Origin of the sequence: Pseudomonas sp. R25(2017) (assembly GCF_002112565.1) — a bacterium.
GTDB lineage: Bacteria > Pseudomonadota > Gammaproteobacteria > Pseudomonadales > Pseudomonadaceae > Aquipseudomonas > Aquipseudomonas ekonensis.
Map to the genome: position 1 here is coordinate 1 of NZ_NEHZ01000032.1, position 17,877 is coordinate 17,877.

Consider the following 17,877-nt stretch of genomic DNA (forward strand, 5'->3'; position numbering starts at 1 on the left):
GCTGACGCTGACCGGGGCGACCCTGGAGAACAGCGGCCGGCTGAGCACGTTGCGTGACTTGTCGATCAACCTGTCGTCGGCCCTGAACAACGATCAGGGCCGTCTCGTCAGCGAAGGGGCGCTGTCGGTCAATGCCCAGAGCCTGAGCAACGACAAGGGCGTGATCTCCAGCGCCAAGGCCCTGAGCGTCGACACCCACGGGGCCGTGAGCAACAAGGGCGGCCAACTGCTGACCGACGCCGCGCTCACCCTCAACAGCCAGTCGCTGGACAACCAGGACAAGGGCGTCATCAGCAGCAAAGGCAACCTGAGCCTCACCACCGGCGCGCTGAACAACAGCCGCGGGAGCCTCTTCTCCGGCGGCCGGCTTGAGCTCGATGCGGGCCAGGTGACCAACACCGCCGGCAGCCTGGGCGCCGCCACCGAGTTGGCGGGCAAGGTCCGCGGCCTGGATCAGCAGGGCGGCAAGCTCTTCAGCCAAGGCAGCTTGAGCCTGGACCTGCAAGGCGGCGCGCTGAACAACGAAGACGGACTCATCAACGCACCGGGCGTGCTGTCGTTGACCCACCTCGTCGGGATCGACAACCGCAACGGCGAGATCTCCAGCGCACAGGCCTTCGACCTGATCGCCGAATCCCTGGACAACAGCGGCGGCCAGGTGCTGAGCAACCAGAAGCTGACCCTGACGCTCGACAAGGCCCTGACCTCGGTCAAGGGCAAGATCGCCGCAGCGGCGCTTGAGGTTCGTGCCGCGAGCCTGGACAACAGCGACGGCGGGGTGCTGCTCAGCGACAGCGACCTGAGCGTGACCGTCGACGGCCTGCTGGACAACGGCAACGGCACGGTCAAGGCCGCCAAGCAACTGACCCTCAGCAGCACCGGCCTTAACAACCGGGGCGGCACGTTGCTGGGCGGCACCGGCATCGGCATCGACCTGGGCGCAACGGCGGCGGATCTCGACAACCGGAACGGCCTGATCAACACCAAGGGCGTGCTGACCATTGCGCACCTGCGCGACCTGGACAACCGCAAGGGCGAGATCTCCAGCGTCAACGGCTTCAGCCTGACCGGCAAACGCCTGGACAACCGTGGCGGCAACCTGATCAGCAACGACCGACTGCACCTGACGGCAGCCGAAACCCTGAACCAGGGCGGCCTGGTGTCCGGCTGGAACGGCGTGACCGTCGACGGCGGCAGCCTCGACAACAGTCAGGAAGGCACGGTGTCCAGCCAGTTCGGCGATCTGACCATCGACCTCAGCGGCGCGTTGGTCAACCACAGCAAGGGCGGTCTGGGCGGCAAGGGCGAGGTGACGATCAAGGCGGCCAGCCTCGACAACACCGCCGGCATCATCACCAGCGGCGCCAAGCAGACGCTGACCGTCACCGGCGGTACGCTGACCAACGCCTCGGGCGGCCTGATCGAAAGCAGCGGCACCCTCGACATCCGCGCCACTGGCCTGAACAACGCCGGCGGCCGCATCACCGCCGGCCAGGCGATGACCTTCACCGGCACGTGGCTGGACAACAGCGGCGGCAGCCTGGTCGGCGACGGCAGCGTTGCCCTCGACCTGCTCGGCGCCCTGACCAACATCAACGGCGCCCTCGGCAGCGCCGGCCCGTTGACGGTGCTGCGCGCCAGCGGCATCGACAACCGAGGCGGCCAGGTGATCAGCCAGGGCTCCTTGAGCCTGCTGACCGGCGGCGACCTGAACAACAGTGGGCGCGGCACGGTCTCGGCCAACGGCGAGTTGGCGATCACAGCCGACGGCACCGTGCACAACGACACCGACGGGCTGATCTTCAGCCGCGACGCCGGCGTGAACATCAAGGCCAGCGCCTTCGGCAACGGCAAAGGCGCGGTGCAGAGCTACTCCGCATTGACGGTGGACGCGGGCACCGGGGCCATCGACAACCAGGGCGGCAAGCTCATCGCCCGGACCGGTGACCTGAACCTCACCGCCGCCAGCCTCGACAGCCGCGGCGGCGTGCTGTCCAGCCTCAAGGGCCTGCTGCAGACCCGCCTGACCGGCGTGCTGCGCAACGGCCAGGGCGGCAAGCTTGAAGGCGCACGCCTCGACCTGCGGGCCTTGGGCGGCATCTACAGCGACGGCGGACGCATCGCCGCCAACGCCGGCGACATCCTGCTCAACGCCGGCGGCAACGCCATCGACAACAGCGGCGGCGGGATCTACGCCAAAGGCGCGGTGAACATGGTCGCCGGCTCGCTGAACAACAATGCGGGCCAGGTCAGCGGCAACGGCATCGGTCTGGGGCTCGACGGCAACCTGAGCAACCGCGGCGGCCTGATCGAAAGCGCCGCTTTGCTGGCGATCCGCGCCGCCAACGTGGACAACCAGGGCGGCAAGCTGCGGGCGCTGGGCAGCGGCGGCAAGACCGACTTCCAGATCGGCAGCCTGTTCGACAACCGCAACGGCCTGGTGGAGACCGCCAACACGGACTTCATCCTGAGCGCGCCGAGCCTGCTCAACGCAGGCGGCACCATGACGCACGTGGGGACGGGGGAATTCGGCCTCTCGACCGCCAACGTCATGAACGCCGGCGGCGCGCTGGTCACCCGCGGCGGCCTGACGCTCAACGCCGACAGCTGGACCAACAGCAGCGTGATCCAGGCCGGCCGCCTGACCGTCAACGTCAACCGCTTCACCCAGACCGCCAGTGGGCAACTGCTGGCGTCGGACAAACTGGTCGGGCGCGGCGCGAGCTGGACCAACGACGGGTTGATCGCCAGCGACGGCGAGCTGGATATCCAGTTGAGCGGCGGGTACGGCGGCAATGGCCGCCTGAGCAGCCTGGGCAATCTGACGTTTGCGGCGGCACAACTCGGCTTGACCAACGCCGCCAGCATCGGCGCAGGCGGGCAGGGCAAAGTCACCGTGGGCGGGTTGCTCAACAACGCCGGCGGACGCTTGACGGCCGGCGGTGACTTGACGATCGATGCCGGCGCCGTGACCAACAGCGGCACGCTGGGCGCGGCTCAGACGCTGACGGTGAGGACGGCCAGCCTGCTCAATGACCGTGGGCTGATCTTCAGCGGCGGCAACATGAACCTGCTGGTCAATGACTTCACCAACCAGACCGGCGATGTCTACAGCATCGGCAATCTCACGATCGGCGGAAAGGACGGGGGGCGCGCCAATGCCGTCAACAACCAGGCCGCGTCGATCAATGTCGATGGCGACTTTTCGCTGTCGGCCAACAGCTTCAACAACAAGACCGAAGGCGTGGTCGGCGAAGAGAAATTCATCTCGGGTGACATCACCTTCGACGGCTCCGCGACGTTCTATGTCAACGAAAGCTTCGAATCGACCTCGACGATCTCAGGCCCCCAGGCGTCCCTCAATGTGGCGGGCAACCTGACCGGCAACGTCGGAGCGTTCACCAACACGGCCTCGCTGATATCGGCCGGCAAGAACATCAAGCTCGACGTCGACACCTTCGACAACTTCGGCCTGCAGTCGGGCACCTTCACCCGCTCGCGGATCTTCAAGCTCGGCGGGTTGCCCGGCAAGCAGACGAGCTGGATCAGCACCGACCTGCAAGCCTATGCAGACCGCAACTCCAAAAACCAGTACGACTACATCGAAACCTGGCATGAGCCGGACAAGGGCGGAACGCATTGGGACTACACCGCGATCGCCAAGCAGATGCTCGGCAAGACCAACGCGAAGTTCGGCACCGGCCCCGAGGTCGCCGTCCCCGGCCAGATTCTGGCGGGCGACCTGAAAAAGGACACCCGTGTCTTCACTGACGGCGGCGGCAGCGTTTCCTCCGTTGTCCAGGCGGGTCAGGCGGTGGAGATCAACGCCAAAACCACGATCCGCAACGGTAACCTCAATCCCTATACCCACTTCGACGGCACGGCCAAGGAGGGGACGGACACCGGTGTGAAGAGCGCCGTCAAGCCAACGGTCATCTTCTTGAATCCACAACTGCCGCCGGATCTGGCCCAGCAACAGGTCAACCCGTTGGCGCTGCCGGGCTTCACCCTGCCGACCGGGGAAAACGGCCTGTTCCGTTACAGCGGCAAAGGCGGCAGCGAGCCGGCGGTGACGCCCGGCAAGGACTGGACCATCGGCACCGTCGCCGCCGGCACCACCCAGCGCTCGGACGGCATGCCTTCCCGGCCGGCCACCGAACTGACGTTCGACAAGAGCGGTCCGGTCTCGACGACCAAGCGCGACCTGACCCTGGCCGCCCGTCCGTCGCTGAACCTCAATGGCCAGACGGCGCCGATCAACGTCAACGCGGTCGCCGGCGACGGTCCGGTCGGCGTGCTGGCGCCCGACCGCTCTCAGGCCTCGTTCGATGTGCCGCGGGTTCAGGGGCTGCCCGACACCAGCGTGCGCTCCAACCCGCACAAATACCTGATCGAGACCAACCCGGCGCTGACTGACCTCAAGTCGTTCATGAGCTCGGACTACCTGCTGGGCAAACTCGGCTACGACCCCGACACCAGCGCCAAGCGCCTGGGCGACGGCCTGTTCGAGCAGCGCCTGGTGCAGCAGGCCGTGGTCGCCCGCACGGGCCAGCGCTTCATCGACGGCCAGACCTCCGACGAAGCGATGTTCAAGTACCTGATGAACAACGCGGTGGCGAGCAAGAACGAGCTCAACCTGTCCGTCGGCGTGACGCTGACCGCCCAGCAAGTGGCGGCGCTGACCCACGACATCGTCTGGCTCGAAGAGCACGAAGTGAACGGCGAAAAGGTCCTGGTGCCGGTGCTGTACCTGGCCCAGGCCAACAATCGACTGGCGCCGAACGGGGCGTTGATCCAGGGACACGATGTCGATCTGATCGCAGGCAAAGACCTGGTCAACGCAGGCACGTTGCGCGCCAGCAACAATCTGGCCGCGAGCGCCGGGCTGGACCTGACCAACAGCGGCCTGATCGAAGCGGGGAACCGCCTGGGCCTGCTGGCCGTGCATGACATCGTCAACAAGTCGGGCGGCATCATCGCCGGGCGAGACGTCAACCTTGTGACCTTGACGGGGGACATCGTCAACGAGCGTTCGGTGAGCACCGATGCCTTCGACGGCAAGGGCAAGTCGTTCCAGCGTGACGTCGTCGACAGTGCAGCGCGCATCGAGGCGGCGAATGACCTGACGATCTTCTCGGGCCGGGACATGCTCAGCGTGGGAGGTTCGATGTCCAGCGGGCGGGATGTCCGGATCGAGGCCAGTCGGGACATCGCCATCGCTTCGGCTCAACAGATCAACGTCGACGGCGGTGCCCGGCAGAGCAGCTCCGTCACTCAGTTCGGCTCAAGCCTGAGTGCCGGACGCGATATCTCGATGAGTGCGGGTCGTGACTTTGCCGCAGTCGCCAGTGACATGAACGCCAAACGCAATTTCACGCTCATTGCGGACGGCGATGTGACCATCGCTTCCGGGGCCGATGAAAGCCACTCCTATTACAAGACCAAGAAGGTGACCGCCCAGGAAGACCACGTCAAACAGATCGCCAGCACGATCACTGCCGGCGGCGATGTCGCCATTCGGGCAGGCGATGACCTGACGTTGATCTCCAGCCGGATCAAGGCCGGCGACGAAGCCTATCTGGTGGCCAGGGACGAGCTCGAAGTATTGGCCGCGCAAGACACGGACTACTCGCTGTACGACAAAAAGGACAAGGGCAGTTTCGGCAGGAAGAAACTGCGTCATGACGAAGTCACGCAGGTGACGCATGTCGGCAGTGAAATCACGACCGGAGGCAACATGGCGCTGGTCAGCGGCGGCGACCAGAGATTCCAGGTCGCGAAGCTCGACAGTGGTGGCGGCATCAGCCTGGACAGCGGCGGGAAGATCGTGTTCGAAGGGGTCAAGGACCTTCACGACGAGAGCCATACCAAGACCAACGACAGCGCTTTCTGGGTATCGTCCAAGGGCAAGGGCAACACGGACGAGACGTTCCGTCAGACACAGATGTCCGCCAAGGGCGAAATCGCCATCAAGGCGGTGGAAGGCCTCAAGATCGATGTGAAGCAGATCAATCAGCAGACGGTCAGCGAATCCATCGATGCCATGGTCAAGGCCGATCCGCAGATGGCGTGGCTCAAGCAGGCCGAAGCGCGCGGAGACGTGGACTGGCGGCAAGTGAAGGAAATCCACGAGTCGTTCAAATACTCGAACTCCGGGCTCGGGCCGGCCTCTCAACTGATCATCGCCATTGCGATGGCTGCCATCATCGGGCCGATGATGGCGGGCATGAACGCGATGCTGCAGGGCGTGGCCATCACCGCCGCGACGAAAGCGACGGTCAGCACGATCGATAACCGGGGCAACCTCGGGAAAATCCTGAAAGACATGACCTCCGAAGATGCCATCAAAAGCTATGTTGTCGCCGCAGCCACGGCGGGGGTCACCCAGGGGTTGAAGTTCGACGTGGGCAACATCAGCCTGACCCCGGAGGGATTCAAGGTCATAGCCACCAAGGTGACGGCCGACGCCCTGATCAAAACGGTCGTCTACGGCGGCAGCTTCAAGGACAACCTGGTCAGCTCGGCTACCGGAACGCTGACTGCCATCGGCGCGGCCATGGGGGCGGGCGCCATCGGAGACTTGAAGCTGCCTGAAGGCAGCATCGAGAAAATTCTGCTGCACGCTGGCCTGGGCGGGCTGCTGTCCAAGGCCATGGGAGGGGATTTCCGCACGGGGGCGATCGCCGGCGGTGCCAACGAGTTCCTGGTGGGCCTGCTCGGGGACAAACTGTTGCCGGCCAACTATGTGCCGGGCACGCCTGAATACATTCAGGCACAGGCCAACCTGCTGGCCATTTCCCAGATCGTAGGCGTGCTGGGGGCCACGGCGTCAGGGGGTGACCCGAGCACGGCGGCCTCGGTGGCGGCCAATGGGACGCTCTACAACTATCTGTCCCACCAGGCCTTCTCGGAGGTTGAAGACTGCCTGAACGGCAAGACGTGCTCCACCAAAGAGGAAAAGAACGCTGCCATCGCGAAGGCGGAGAAGCTCAGCGAGTTCCTCGATTCGGAGATGCGCAGCATGTGCGACAAGGCCCCCCAGAGCGACGGCTGCCGCACGGCAGTCAACGCGGCGCTGAAGTACATCGCCATGCAGGACGCCTGGAATGTCATGCACAACGACGTGGCGCGCACATCGCACACGACCTTCGACTACCTCTACAACACGCAAGGGGCCTCAGACCGCCTGGTGACGTACCTGAACACCATCGACAACCGGGCCAACTTCTTCGGGGCCAGCAACCTGTATGAACAGGAACTGGGGATCGGGGCCAACTGGTTCGGGGGCGCTGAGGCGGTATCCAGAGCGCCGTTGACTGGGTTGGGGGCGGACGGGAACGGATCCTTCCTGAGCTTTGGCCTGGGCTGGTTCCTGGCCCCGGTCTACGACTGGCGCAAGGCGGCGGGGGACGCGCTGATCACGGGCGGCTTCGATAATTTCAAAGACCTGTACAACAAATCGGCCACTGATCCGGTTGCCTGGGACATCAAACAGTTGAAAAACGAACAGTCGCTGCTGCAGACCATCCATGAGAAGTTCCTGGGTGACCATTCATGGTTCACGACCGTCGGCAAATACGCCACGGACACGTCGCTCAATCCGCTCATCGGCGACAAGCAAGGTGTCGACGGCGGTGTGGTCATCCTGGATTACCGCTCAAGGGTGAACTATGGCTGCAAGCTCTTGGGCCTGTCGAAAGCCCAGGGCTGCACCCCATGATCAAGGCTCGATACCCACGCGGGAAGGTCTTCCTGGCCTTCTTCCTGTGCCCGATGGTGGTCGGGGGGATCGCCGGAATCATCAAGACGGCCACAGTGTTTGCCCACTTGATCGATACGCCGAAACTGCTGGGGGAAGTCAGGGGGGGCGAACTGCTGCTGATGCCCTTCCTGGCGCCTTTCCTCGCGCAGTTGGTGTTCTTTCTGCCTTTTCTGTTTTTTGCGCTGGCGATCGCTTTGATGAAGGTCAGGAAGACGGCGCTGAACTGTTTGCTGGTCGCTCTGGCAGGCGCCGGAGTCGCCGCCGGATGGATGTTCTGGTTCGTATTGCTCGTTGTGCGGAACAACGACATCAACGGCGGCGAGATTTCGGATTACTGGCTGGAGCTATCGGTGTCGTTCCTGGCGTCGATGGCCAGCTGCTGGCTGGCCGCCCGGACATTTCTGCCGCAGCAGGACTCCGAAGACCGGGCACCTGACGGGCAATGACGCCGCAGGTGGCGACGTCGCGCGGTCATTTGGGGTAGAGCGGCGGCAACCCGCTGTCGCCCACCGGATCCTTCGCCCGCTCAGCCGCCGGAATGGTGCGGATCGCCCGCCACAAGTCTTCGCCTTGCCAGTGCTGGCCGGTTTCACTGTAGAGCGCGCCGTTGAGGCCGTCCAGGGCATCGGACAGCGGCACGAAGCGGGCGGCCATGTCGGCCAGGGTTTCCGGTTGCTGGCGGGCCCAGGCGTCGAGGGCCTGGCGGGTGGCGTGGGGGTCGTTGGCTTGGCTGGCGCGCTTGATGTCGTCAAGCAGCGTGCGCGGGCTCGGGCCGGTCTGGGCGGCGCGCAGGATCGCCGGTTGCCAGCGGGCCCGCCACCACAGGCCGAAGCCGAGGGCGGTGGTGCACGCCAGGACCAGCGTGCTGAGTTTCCACCACCACAGCGCTTCGCTGTCGGCGCCGCCCGAGGCCTGGGTGCCGGCCGGGGTGTCCACCTGCAGGCTCGGGTTGCTCGCCACTTGCAGGGTGCGCGCCGGCAGGCTGCTGTGTTCCAGGTGATCTTCGAAGGTGTTCCACCAGACCACCTCCACCGTCGGCAGCTCGATGGCGCCGCTGCGGCTGGGCACCAGCGCCTCGCGCTCCTCGCGGCTGCCGGTCAGGCCCCGGTCGCCGCTCTGATTGTTGAGCACCGGTTGGTCCGGATAGCGGCGCAAGCCGTTGGCCTCGGTGGCCGGCAGCGCGGGCAACTGGGAACTGGCCAGGCCTTCGGCCTTGAGGGTCAGGCTGCGGGTCAGGGAATCGCCGACCTGCAGGTGATCCGGCTCCGGGTTCCAGCTCTCGCTCAGGGTCAGGCTGCGGGCCGGCAGCCACGGCGCGTCGGCCGGGTAGGTGATGGGTTTGGGCTTGACCGTCAGCGCCGTCGCGGCGGAGCTGATGCGCATCAGCTTGCCCGGCTTCGGCCCTTGGGTGGAGGTGTCCGCGGACGGTCGCGTATCGACCAGCGTCGCGCTGAACGTCTGCGGGGCGATGCTCAGCATGCCGCTGTGCTGGGGGTAGATCGCGTAACGCATTTCGATCACGCCGTGGCGCACGCCGTTGATGTCTTTTTCGTAGGTGCGGGTGTCGCCCAGCTGTTCGATGCGCGCGTCGGCGATCTGCAGCGGCGTCAGGCTGCTGTCGTCGTACAGCGACACCGAATGGTAGATGCGCACGGTCAGCACCGCCTGGGCCTGCACGTAGACGCTGCTCTGGTCGAGGCTGGCCTCGATGAACACCGGATCCAGGCTGTCGGCGCTCTCGCGGTCGTCGCTCTCGACCACCTGCACGGTGATCGGCTGGCTCTGCGCGTCGCCCAGCTGCAGCGGCGGAATCACCACGCTGCCGTTGTTTTTCGGCAGCAGGGTGACGATCCAGCGCGTGGTGGCGCGGTTGTCGCCGTTGAGGGTGTTCAACTGGTTGACCTGACGGGTGCCGCGCACTTCGAACTGCGGCTCCAGCGGGGCCAGGTCCGGCTTGCCGAACTGCGTGACATCGTTGGATTCCAGGGTGAGCTCCACCGTCTCGCCGGAGTTCAGGCGCGTGCGGTCCACGCTGGCCGTCAGCCCGGCCGCCTGGGCGGTGGCCGTGCAGATCAGCAGGGGCAGCAAGAGTGCGGTGAAACGGCTCATCGAATGTTTTCCTGATCCTGATGTTGTTGCTGTTCGTACCAGAACTTGCGTCGCAGCAGTTCGCCCGGATCGTCCGGGATCTTGCCCAGCCATTGTTCCAGCGCCTGGCGCTGCTCGCCTTCGAGGTTGTCTTCGGCGGGGCGCAGCAGCGGCGGTGTGGCGTTCTGTTCGCCCTGCGGTTCGCTTTCGCTCAGCTCATCGGTGCCCGGCAGCGGCGGGGCGGTCGGCGGCGGTTCGCTGGCCGCAGGCGGCGGTGCGGTGTCGCTCGGGGATTCGCTGTTGGCCACAGGCGGCGTCGCGGCCGGTGGCGGCGGTTCGTCGCCCGGCAGGTTCTGCGGCGTCGACGGCTTCTGCGGTTCGGCGGGCGGAGGAGCGTTCCTCTGTTTCAGCAGGTTCTCCACCAAGGCCTTGTTGGTCAGTGCCGGGCGCAGGTCCGGTTGGCGCTCCAGGGCTTGATCGTAGGCGTCCAGCGCCGCCTCCAGCTCGCCGCTCCTGGCCAGGGCATTGCCTCGATTGTAGTGGGCGCGGGCGTCGTTGCCTTCGGCGAAGCGCTGGGCGGCGCCGCTGTAGTCGCCGGCCTCGTACAGCGCCACCCCTTGCCATTGCGGATCTTCGAAGTGCTTGGCCGCTTCGGCCGGGCGCTTCTGCTTGAGCAGGTGCAGGCCCTGTTGGTCGGGACGCAGCCACAGGTCTTCGAAATCGAACGCATAGCCGGGCTGCGGCAGGCACCACAGCAGCGGCAGGCAAAACAGCCAGCCGCGGCGCCCGGCGCAGGCGGCGAGCAGCAACAGCGGCAGCAGCAGCCAATAGCCCTGGTCGGCCCAGGTGTCTAGGCGCAGGGTCTGGCCGTCGTCGCGCAGGCTGCGGGGGCCGTCGAGCAGGCCGAGGGCGCGCAGGTCGGACTCGTCCAGGCGGGCGCCGCGGTACTCGCCGCCCACCGAATTGAGAAACGCATTGAGGCCCGCGCCGTCCAGCTGCGGCACGCGGATCGCGCCTTGGGCGTCCTTGAGGAAACTGCCGTCCTCCTGGGCGATCGGCGCGCCTTCGGCGGTGCCGACCCCGAGCATCAGCAGTTGCGGGGACTGCCCGCCCAGCGTCCGGCGAATGCCCAGGCGTTCCTCTTCCGACAGCGACGAACCGATCAGCAGGATTCGCCCCTGGCCCAAGGCGCCCTGTTTGAGCAGGGTCAGGGCCTTGTTCACCGCCAGGTCGGCGCGATGACCGCTTTGCGGCATCAGCGACGGCTTGAGCGCGTCCAGCAGGTTGCGGCTGGTGGCCAGATCATCGGAGAGCGGCACCAGCGTGTGGGCGCTGCCGGCGTACACGACGATGGCGGTCTGCGCGTCGCTGCGCGCCTGCAACAGGTCGAACAGCTTGCGCCGCGCCTGTTCGAGCCGGGTCGGCGGCGAGTCGGTGGCCAGCATCTCCGGGGTCAGCTCCAGCAGCACCACCAGCGGGTCGGCGGGTTTCTGGGTGGTCTGCTCGACCCGCTCCCAGCTCGGCCCGAGCAGCGCGGCGAGGGCCAGCAGCCAGGCCACGCCCAGGGCGATCCACGGCAGCTTGCTGTCGCGCCCGCCGCCCCCGCGCAGCAGGGTGGCATGGAAGGCCGGCGGCAGGATCACCTGCCAGCGCCCGGCGCGCTTCTGCCGGTGCCAGAGCTGCCAGAGCAGCCAACCCAGCAACGGCAGGAGCAACAGGCACCAGGGGCGGAACCAGTGCGGCCAGAACGTGATCATCGACGCCTCCGCAGACGCAGGCGCTTGAGGCGGGCACGCCAGTCAGGCAATGGGCTCTGCAAATACAATTCCTTGCTGAAGAGGCGTTGCAGCGGGTTGTCCGGCCACAGTTCGCGGACCACCAGCAACAGGCTCAGCAGCAGCGCCAGCGCCAGCGGCCATTGATACAGCGCCTGGGCCGGGCGGGCCTGGGTCGGTTGCTGGGCCACCGGTTCGAGGCGGTCGAGGGTGTCCTTGACCGCTTGCAGCTCCTGGCCGTCGCGGGCACGGAAATAGCGGCCGCCCGTGGCCTCGGCGATGGCCTTGAGCGCCGGCTCGTCGAGGTCCAGGGTCGGGTTCGCGCCGAGCAGGGCGGTGCTGCCGCTCGACTCGGGGTCGGCGCCGATGCCGATCGGATAGATTCTCACGCCTTCGCCGGCGGCCAGGCGGGCGGCGGTCAACGGGTCGATTTCGCCGCCGTTGTTGGCGCCGTCGGTGACCAGCACCAGCACGCGGCTCTGGGCCGGACGCATGCGCAGGCGCTTGAGGGCCAGGCCGATGGCGTCGCCGATGGCGGTGTTCTTGCCGGCGATGCCGATCCGCGCCTCGTCGAGCCAGACCCGCACCGTGTGGCGGTCGAAGGTCAAAGGCGCCTGCAGGTACGCCTGGCTGCCGAACAGGATCAGGCCGACCCGGTCGCCGTCGCGGCTTTCCAGGAAGTCACCGAGCAAGTGCTGCACCAGCGACAGGCGGCTGATGTCTTCGTCCTGCCATTGCATGTCGGGGAAGTCCATCGAGCCGGACACGTCCACCGCCACCAGCAGGTCGCGGCCGCTGGCAGCGATCGGCAACGGTTCGCCCAGCCATTGCGGGCGGGCGGCGGCGATCAGCAAAAACAGCCACAGCAACAGGAACGGCGCCTGCTGCCGCCAGGCCGGCAGGTTGGCCCGGGCCCGTCGGCGGGCGAGGCCTTCGAGGTCGGCGAGAAAGCTCACCTTCAGCGCCGGCTCGCCGCTGTCGGCCACCGGCAGCACCAGGCGCATCAGCCAGGGCAGCGGCAGCAGTGCGAAGACCCACGGCCAGGCGAACTCAAACATGCTTGCGGATCCAGGTGTCGACTGCTTGGGTCAGGCCGGCGATGGCCTTGTCGTCGAGCTTGCATTCGGGTTTGTAGGCGCCTTCGACCAGCACCATCCAGCGCGTCAGGCCGGCGGCCGGGCAGCGGTTGTCGAGGAACGCCAGCCATTTGCGGCCGTTGAGGGTGTGGCTCTGGCTGTTCGGGTAATGGTTGCGGCACAGGCGCTTGAGCAGGCCGTTGAGCTGCTGCAGCCAGGCACCGGCGGGCGCGCCGTCATAGGGCTTGGCCATTTGCGCCAGTTCGGCGAGGGCGGCCAGGCGTACCGGATCCAGCGGCAGTTCGGCCCGCACGATCGGGCGCTTCTTCACCGGAATGAGCCGGCGCAGGCGCCACAGGGCGAAACCCGCCAGGGGCAGCAGCAGAAGCAGCAGCCACCAGCCCGGCGCCGGCGGCCAGAAGGCGACCGGTGGCGGGGACATCAGCGGCTGCAGTTGTTCGAGGCCGTTCATCGTGCGCTGCCCGGACGCTGCGGATTGAGGAACTCACGCATCTGCTCGACCATTTCGCTCTGGGTGCTCAGGGGCATCAGCAGTACGCGCAGCTTCTGCGCCAGGAGCTCCCAACGGGCGATCCGCGCTTCGGCCTGGGCGCGGTAGGTCTGGCGCAGGTCGAAGTTGAGGGTGTCCAGCTCCAGTTGCGCACCGCGCTCGGCGAACCGCAGCAGCCCGGCGGCCGGCAGGGCGTGATCCAGCGGGTCGGACAGCGGCAGCAGCAACAGGTCGCAGTGGCGCGACAGCAGGCTCAGTTGCTGTTCGGCGCTGTCGGACAGCACCCGCTCGTCGCAGATCACGATCACCAGGCTGCCCGGCCGCAGCACCTCGCGGGCGCGGCGCAACGCCACGCCGAACGCATCGCGGTCCGGTTCGCGCTCGCTGTGCAGCGCCTGGTTGGCGCGCACCAGCCGGTTGAGCAGTTGCAGCAGGCTCTGCTTGCTGCGCCGCGGCTTGATCTCGTAATGCTCGTTGTCGCCGAACACCAGTCCGCCGACCCGGTCGTTGTGGCCCAGCGCCGCCCAGCCGATCAGAGCCGCCGCCTGCGCGGCGAGCACCGACTTGAACATCAGCCCGGAGCCGAAGAACAGCCGTCGGCTCTGCTCGACCATGATGAAGATCGGCCGCTCGCGCTCCTCGTGGAACAGCTTGGTGTGCGGCTCCTGGGTGCGGGCGGTCACGCGCCAGTCGATGGTGCGCACGTCGTCGCCGGCCTGGTAGACCCGCACCTGGTCGAAGTCCACGCCGCGGCCGCGGAACTTCGAATGGTGCAGGCCGATCAGCGGGCTGCGCTGGCTCGGCGTGGAAAACAGCTGCACCTCACGGACGCGGTGACGCATCTCGATCAGCTCGGCGAGGCTGACGCGGATGCCCGGTTCGGACGGCAGGGGGGCGTTCATGGCGGTCAAGCGACGGCAACGACGTCAAGGATGCGCTGCACCACCCGGTCCTGGTCGATGCCGGCCGCTTCCGCCTCGAACGACAGGATGATGCGGTGGCGCAGCACGTCGAACAGCACGGCCTGGATGTCTTCCGGGCTGACGAAATCGCGGCCGGCGAGCCAGGCGTGGGCCCGGGCGCAGCGGTCGAGGGCGATGGAACCGCGGGGGCTGGCGCCGTAGGCGATCCACTCGGCCATTTCCGGGTCGAACTTGGCCGGGTTGCGCGTGGCCATGACCAGTTGCACCAGGTATTCCTCCACGGCGTCGGCCATGTACAGCCCGAGGATTTCCTTGCGCGCCGCGAAGATCGCCTGCTGGCTGACCCGCCGCTCAGGCTTGGTCTCGCCGTTGAGGGCTTCGCCGCGGGCCTGCTGGAGGATGCGCCGTTCGACGGCCGCGTCCGGGAAACCGATCTTGACGTGCAGCAGGAAGCGGTCGAGCTGGGCTTCGGGCAGCGGGTAGGTGCCTTCCTGCTCGATCGGGTTCTGCGTGGCCATCACCAGGAACAGCGGCGACAGTTCATAGGTGCTGCGCCCGACGCTGACCTGGCGTTCGGCCATGGCTTCGAGCAATGCCGACTGCACCTTGGCCGGGGCACGGTTGATTTCGTCCGCCAGCACCAGGTTGTGGAAGATCGGGCCTTGCTGGAACACGAAGCTGCCGGTCTCCGGGCGGTAGATCTCGGTGCCGGTGACGTCCGCCGGCAGCAGGTCGGGGGTGAACTGGATGCGATGGAACTGGGCATCGATGCCTTCGGCCAGCTCTTTGATCGCCTTGGTCTTGGCCAGGCCCGGCGCGCCCTCGACCAGCATGTGGCCGTCGGCGAGCAGGGCGATGAGCAGGCGCTCGATGAGTTTTTCCTGGCCGAGGATCTGCGTTGAAAGAAAGGTGCGCAGCGCCAGCAGCGCTTCACGATGTTCCATCGGTGACTGTTCCTGGAAAGGGTGGCCGCAGACGTTCGGATAACGCCGGGGCTGGGGGCGTTACTTTAATCCATCGCGGGGGGTGGCGACTAACGGCATTTTGCGCAAAGTGCGGGAAATGACCGGGTAACGATCGCATTGGGGGGATGGCTGTCACCGCTCCAGTGCGGGCAACGCGGATCAAGCGGACTTCGGCCGTGCACAAAGTCCTGCGGGAGCCAGCCTGCTGGCGATGGCGCCTGCACGGATGCCATCGCCAGCAGGCTGGCTCCCATAGGGGATGTGCGCGATACAGATCCGGGGGGCAGGCTTGCTCCGGGTGGCGATCCGACGATGAGACCGCCCTGGCGGCTTCAGGCCTGGCGGATGTAAGTGCCGGTGCCGTCCAGAATGTTCTTCAGGGTCTCTTCGACCTCGTCGAGATCCACCATGTCCGGGTTGAAGGTGATCTCCAGCACGTCGTCACCGTTCAGCGCATCGGCATCCGCCGCCGCGATTTCGATCTTCAGCAGGGTTTTGGTCAGGGTGACCTTCACACCTTCCAGGGTCGAAGGGTCGCCATCCAGGGTGATCTCCAGTTCATCCTCGTCCGGGTAGCGGCTCATCAGGAACATTTCGCCCTTGTCGCTGTGGCAGCAGAGCATGGCCATGTTGTCTTCTTCGTCGTCGCACGGATTGACGATGAGCAGGGCGGTGGTCATTTGCATGGGGAGGATTCCTGAGGGGCCGGACGCGATGGGGCGGAGAAAAAGTGTGATTCTGCCAGTCCGAAGAGGAATCTGCTGCTACATCTTCAATTTTTTTGCCTCTTGCTCAGCCAACGTTCGATCTTGAATCGTGGGATGGAGTACAGAGAAGGAACAAACAAAAAAGGGGTGCCGAAGAGATCATCGCCAAGGCATGAGTAATACCCCTTACATCACCTTTTTTGCCAGCGGTTCAATGATTCGATAATAGAAACAGACCATGAACAGGAATATGCACGCCGGAGTGAATGCTATGTATAGCAGTATCGATGATGAAAATAGCGTGTAGAACAGAAAGTTTTGTCCTGCGATCCTGAGCTTCTCGTTTCGGATCGCCAGGTCGACGGAATTGAAATAAGCCTGGTGTGCGAAAAATAGGCAGAGGAGTAGGAATGCAAAGGCCGTGGCCATTATTTTTATGGCTGAATTGCGCTGCAGGTCTTTCTTTATTGTGTCAATCCTTTTGCAGTTTCTGAACAAAAGGATCGCGCCGGCTATTGGCCCCGTCAGTGCGATGTAATTCGTGGTGATTTTTGAGCTCAGTGGCAGCTTTGAAGACCAGAAGCCGATGTCGTCGACCAGGTAGGCATCGAGGAAATGATCGAGGGCAGTATGTTGCGGCTCGCCTATGAGCGGGACTATCAAGTTGACAAGCAGCATCGGCATCGTGATTGCCAAAAGGAAAGCCAATGACATTGTCGGCCTTTCATTTTTTTGCATGGCAGACCTCTTGAAAACGTTAGATGGCTGGCCTGAGTTGGGCCAGCCGTGTTTGAACCCGTGCTTTGGAGGTGCTTATGTCAGCTTGTTGAACACCCAGTTGTTTAGGTTTTCCATGGTTTCCGCATCCAGATAGAGGGCAATGGCAGCCACTAATATACCGATGGCGACGATCGCGGCGCCCGACGGAACTCCCACCATGGCAAGAAGAGGGGAGACCAGCAGGGCTGCCAAAGCGCCAGCTCCTGCTCCGGCGGCGATGCTCTCAAACTCCAGCAACAACGGCTTCCAATCCCCATCCCGAAAACCAATGACCGTCTTCTCGATCACCGAATGTGCCTGCACGATTTTGCCGGTCACGCCAAGCCCTTTGGCCAACCGGTTGACGTTGTCCACGTAGGTCGCTTTGTCCAGCGCATTCAGGGCATCGACAACGGCGCGGGTGTCCTGCGGGCTGAGCCTGGCATGGGGGTTGTTGCGCACCTTTTCGAACGTCTGCATGGCCTCGCCGTAGCTGCGGATCTTCTTGCCGGAGATGTCCTTCTGCAGGTCCAGCACCACCTGATGCAGCTTCTCGCCGTATTTTTCCAGGATGTAGGTGTTCGCTTCGGCGACGAAGGCCACGGCGCGCTTGTAGTCGTCGATCTGCCTGGCCTGTTCTTCGGCTGCGATCCGGGCCTGCTCCGCCGCCACTTGCCTCGCGTGTTCCTCTGCCTGGCGCTGGGCTTCCTCCGCGCGGCGTGCGGCCTCTGCCGCCTGTTGCTGCGCCAGGGCTACGGCCTGGCGGCATCGGATTGCCCAGCGGGTAGTTCTTGCGGATGTCGCCACGGATCTTGTCCGGGTTCAAGTTGATGATTTCCCACGTCCCGTCGGCGTAAGTGATGATTCCGGGTATTTCCAGTTGTGGCATGTGCCTGTTCCTTGTGCGGTGAACGCCCGATCCTTCGGGCAAGCGAAGTGCGTCGCGAAGACGTGCTTCGTGTTTGTTTACAAATGGGTTGCCGGTTTTCCATTGATAACATTGCCCTTTGTTTCCAACAAACCGGCTTGTAGGAAAGTGTTCTGTTAATGACGTAGGGCAATTCTTTGAGATTTGTGCGACCGAATAATCTGCAACTAACAAATTGTTTCTTATCGGTTTTTTCAAGTATCGGTCGGGTAGGGAGGGCGCGGGAATTCAGGCCAAAACCGGACGAAGCGCCCATGGAAACGAATTTCGCCGGCGCAGTCATTTTTGGCACGGGCGTGCGGCAAAAAATGACGCCGGACAGGCCGGGCCGCCCATCCCCTGCTAGTGTTGTCCGGTGCGCAGGCCGCCGTTTACGTGCCGAT

General features: G+C 65.0%; 11 protein-coding genes. 2 read left to right on the forward strand and 9 right to left on the reverse strand.

All coding sequences use genetic code 11. The features are described from left to right. Positions 1 to 58: 58 nt before the first annotated feature. Positions 59 to 7,720, forward strand: coding sequence for a DUF637 domain-containing protein (locus CAG31_RS27440; protein ID WP_371856664.1), 7,662 nt, complete (start codon positions 59 to 61; stop codon positions 7,718 to 7,720). Beyond that, complete coding sequence (locus CAG31_RS27445) at positions 7,717 to 8,208, forward strand: hypothetical protein (RefSeq protein ID WP_170930056.1); 492 nt, start codon at positions 7,717 to 7,719, stop codon at positions 8,206 to 8,208. Before CAG31_RS27440 ends, CAG31_RS27445 begins: the two co-directional genes overlap by 4 nt. Positions 8,209 to 8,233: 25 nt before the next feature. Here the strand turns inward: CAG31_RS27445 and CAG31_RS27450 are convergent, their stop codons facing one another. The 9 genes from CAG31_RS27450 to CAG31_RS27490 all read right to left on the reverse strand — a co-directional run bounded on the left by CAG31_RS27450 (position 8,234) and on the right by CAG31_RS27490 (position 17,373). Further along, positions 8,234 to 9,871: a BatD family protein gene (locus CAG31_RS27450; RefSeq protein ID WP_085586884.1), complete on the reverse strand. Its 1,638-nt coding sequence runs from the start codon at positions 9,869 to 9,871 to the stop codon at positions 8,234 to 8,236. Beyond that, on the reverse strand, positions 9,868 to 11,607 hold the full coding sequence (locus CAG31_RS27455; RefSeq protein ID WP_085586885.1) for a VWA domain-containing protein: 1,740 nt from the start codon (positions 11,605 to 11,607) through the stop codon (positions 9,868 to 9,870). Before CAG31_RS27455 ends, CAG31_RS27450 begins: the two co-directional genes overlap by 4 nt. Next, positions 11,604 to 12,683 (reverse strand): VWA domain-containing protein, encoded by a 1,080-nt coding sequence (locus CAG31_RS27460; protein ID WP_085586886.1) that lies wholly within the window; start codon positions 12,681 to 12,683, stop codon positions 11,604 to 11,606. Before CAG31_RS27460 ends, CAG31_RS27455 begins: the two co-directional genes overlap by 4 nt. After that, entirely contained in the window at positions 12,676 to 13,173 is a 498-nt protein-coding gene (locus CAG31_RS27465) for a DUF4381 domain-containing protein (protein WP_085586887.1), read from the reverse strand. Before CAG31_RS27465 ends, CAG31_RS27460 begins: the two co-directional genes overlap by 8 nt. After that, positions 13,170 to 14,114 (reverse strand): DUF58 domain-containing protein, encoded by a 945-nt coding sequence (locus CAG31_RS27470; RefSeq protein WP_085586888.1) that lies wholly within the window; start codon positions 14,112 to 14,114, stop codon positions 13,170 to 13,172. Before CAG31_RS27470 ends, CAG31_RS27465 begins: the two co-directional genes overlap by 4 nt. Before the next feature lie 5 nt (positions 14,115 to 14,119). Continuing rightward, entirely contained in the window at positions 14,120 to 15,079 is a 960-nt protein-coding gene (locus CAG31_RS27475) for a MoxR family ATPase (RefSeq protein WP_085586889.1), read from the reverse strand. A 353-nt stretch (positions 15,080 to 15,432) separates the two neighbouring features. Beyond that, positions 15,433 to 15,786: a hypothetical protein gene (locus CAG31_RS27480; RefSeq protein ID WP_085586890.1), complete on the reverse strand. Its 354-nt coding sequence runs from the start codon at positions 15,784 to 15,786 to the stop codon at positions 15,433 to 15,435. 207 nt (positions 15,787 to 15,993) lie between these two features. Beyond that, positions 15,994 to 16,545, reverse strand: a complete 552-nt coding sequence (locus CAG31_RS27485) for a hypothetical protein (protein WP_139831423.1) — start codon at positions 16,543 to 16,545, stop codon at positions 15,994 to 15,996. A gap of 75 nt (positions 16,546 to 16,620) precedes the next feature. Then, positions 16,621 to 17,373, reverse strand: coding sequence for a colicin-like pore-forming protein (locus tag CAG31_RS27490; protein ID WP_085586892.1), 753 nt, complete (start codon positions 17,371 to 17,373; stop codon positions 16,621 to 16,623). Between the last annotated feature and the right edge of the window lie 504 nt (positions 17,374 to 17,877).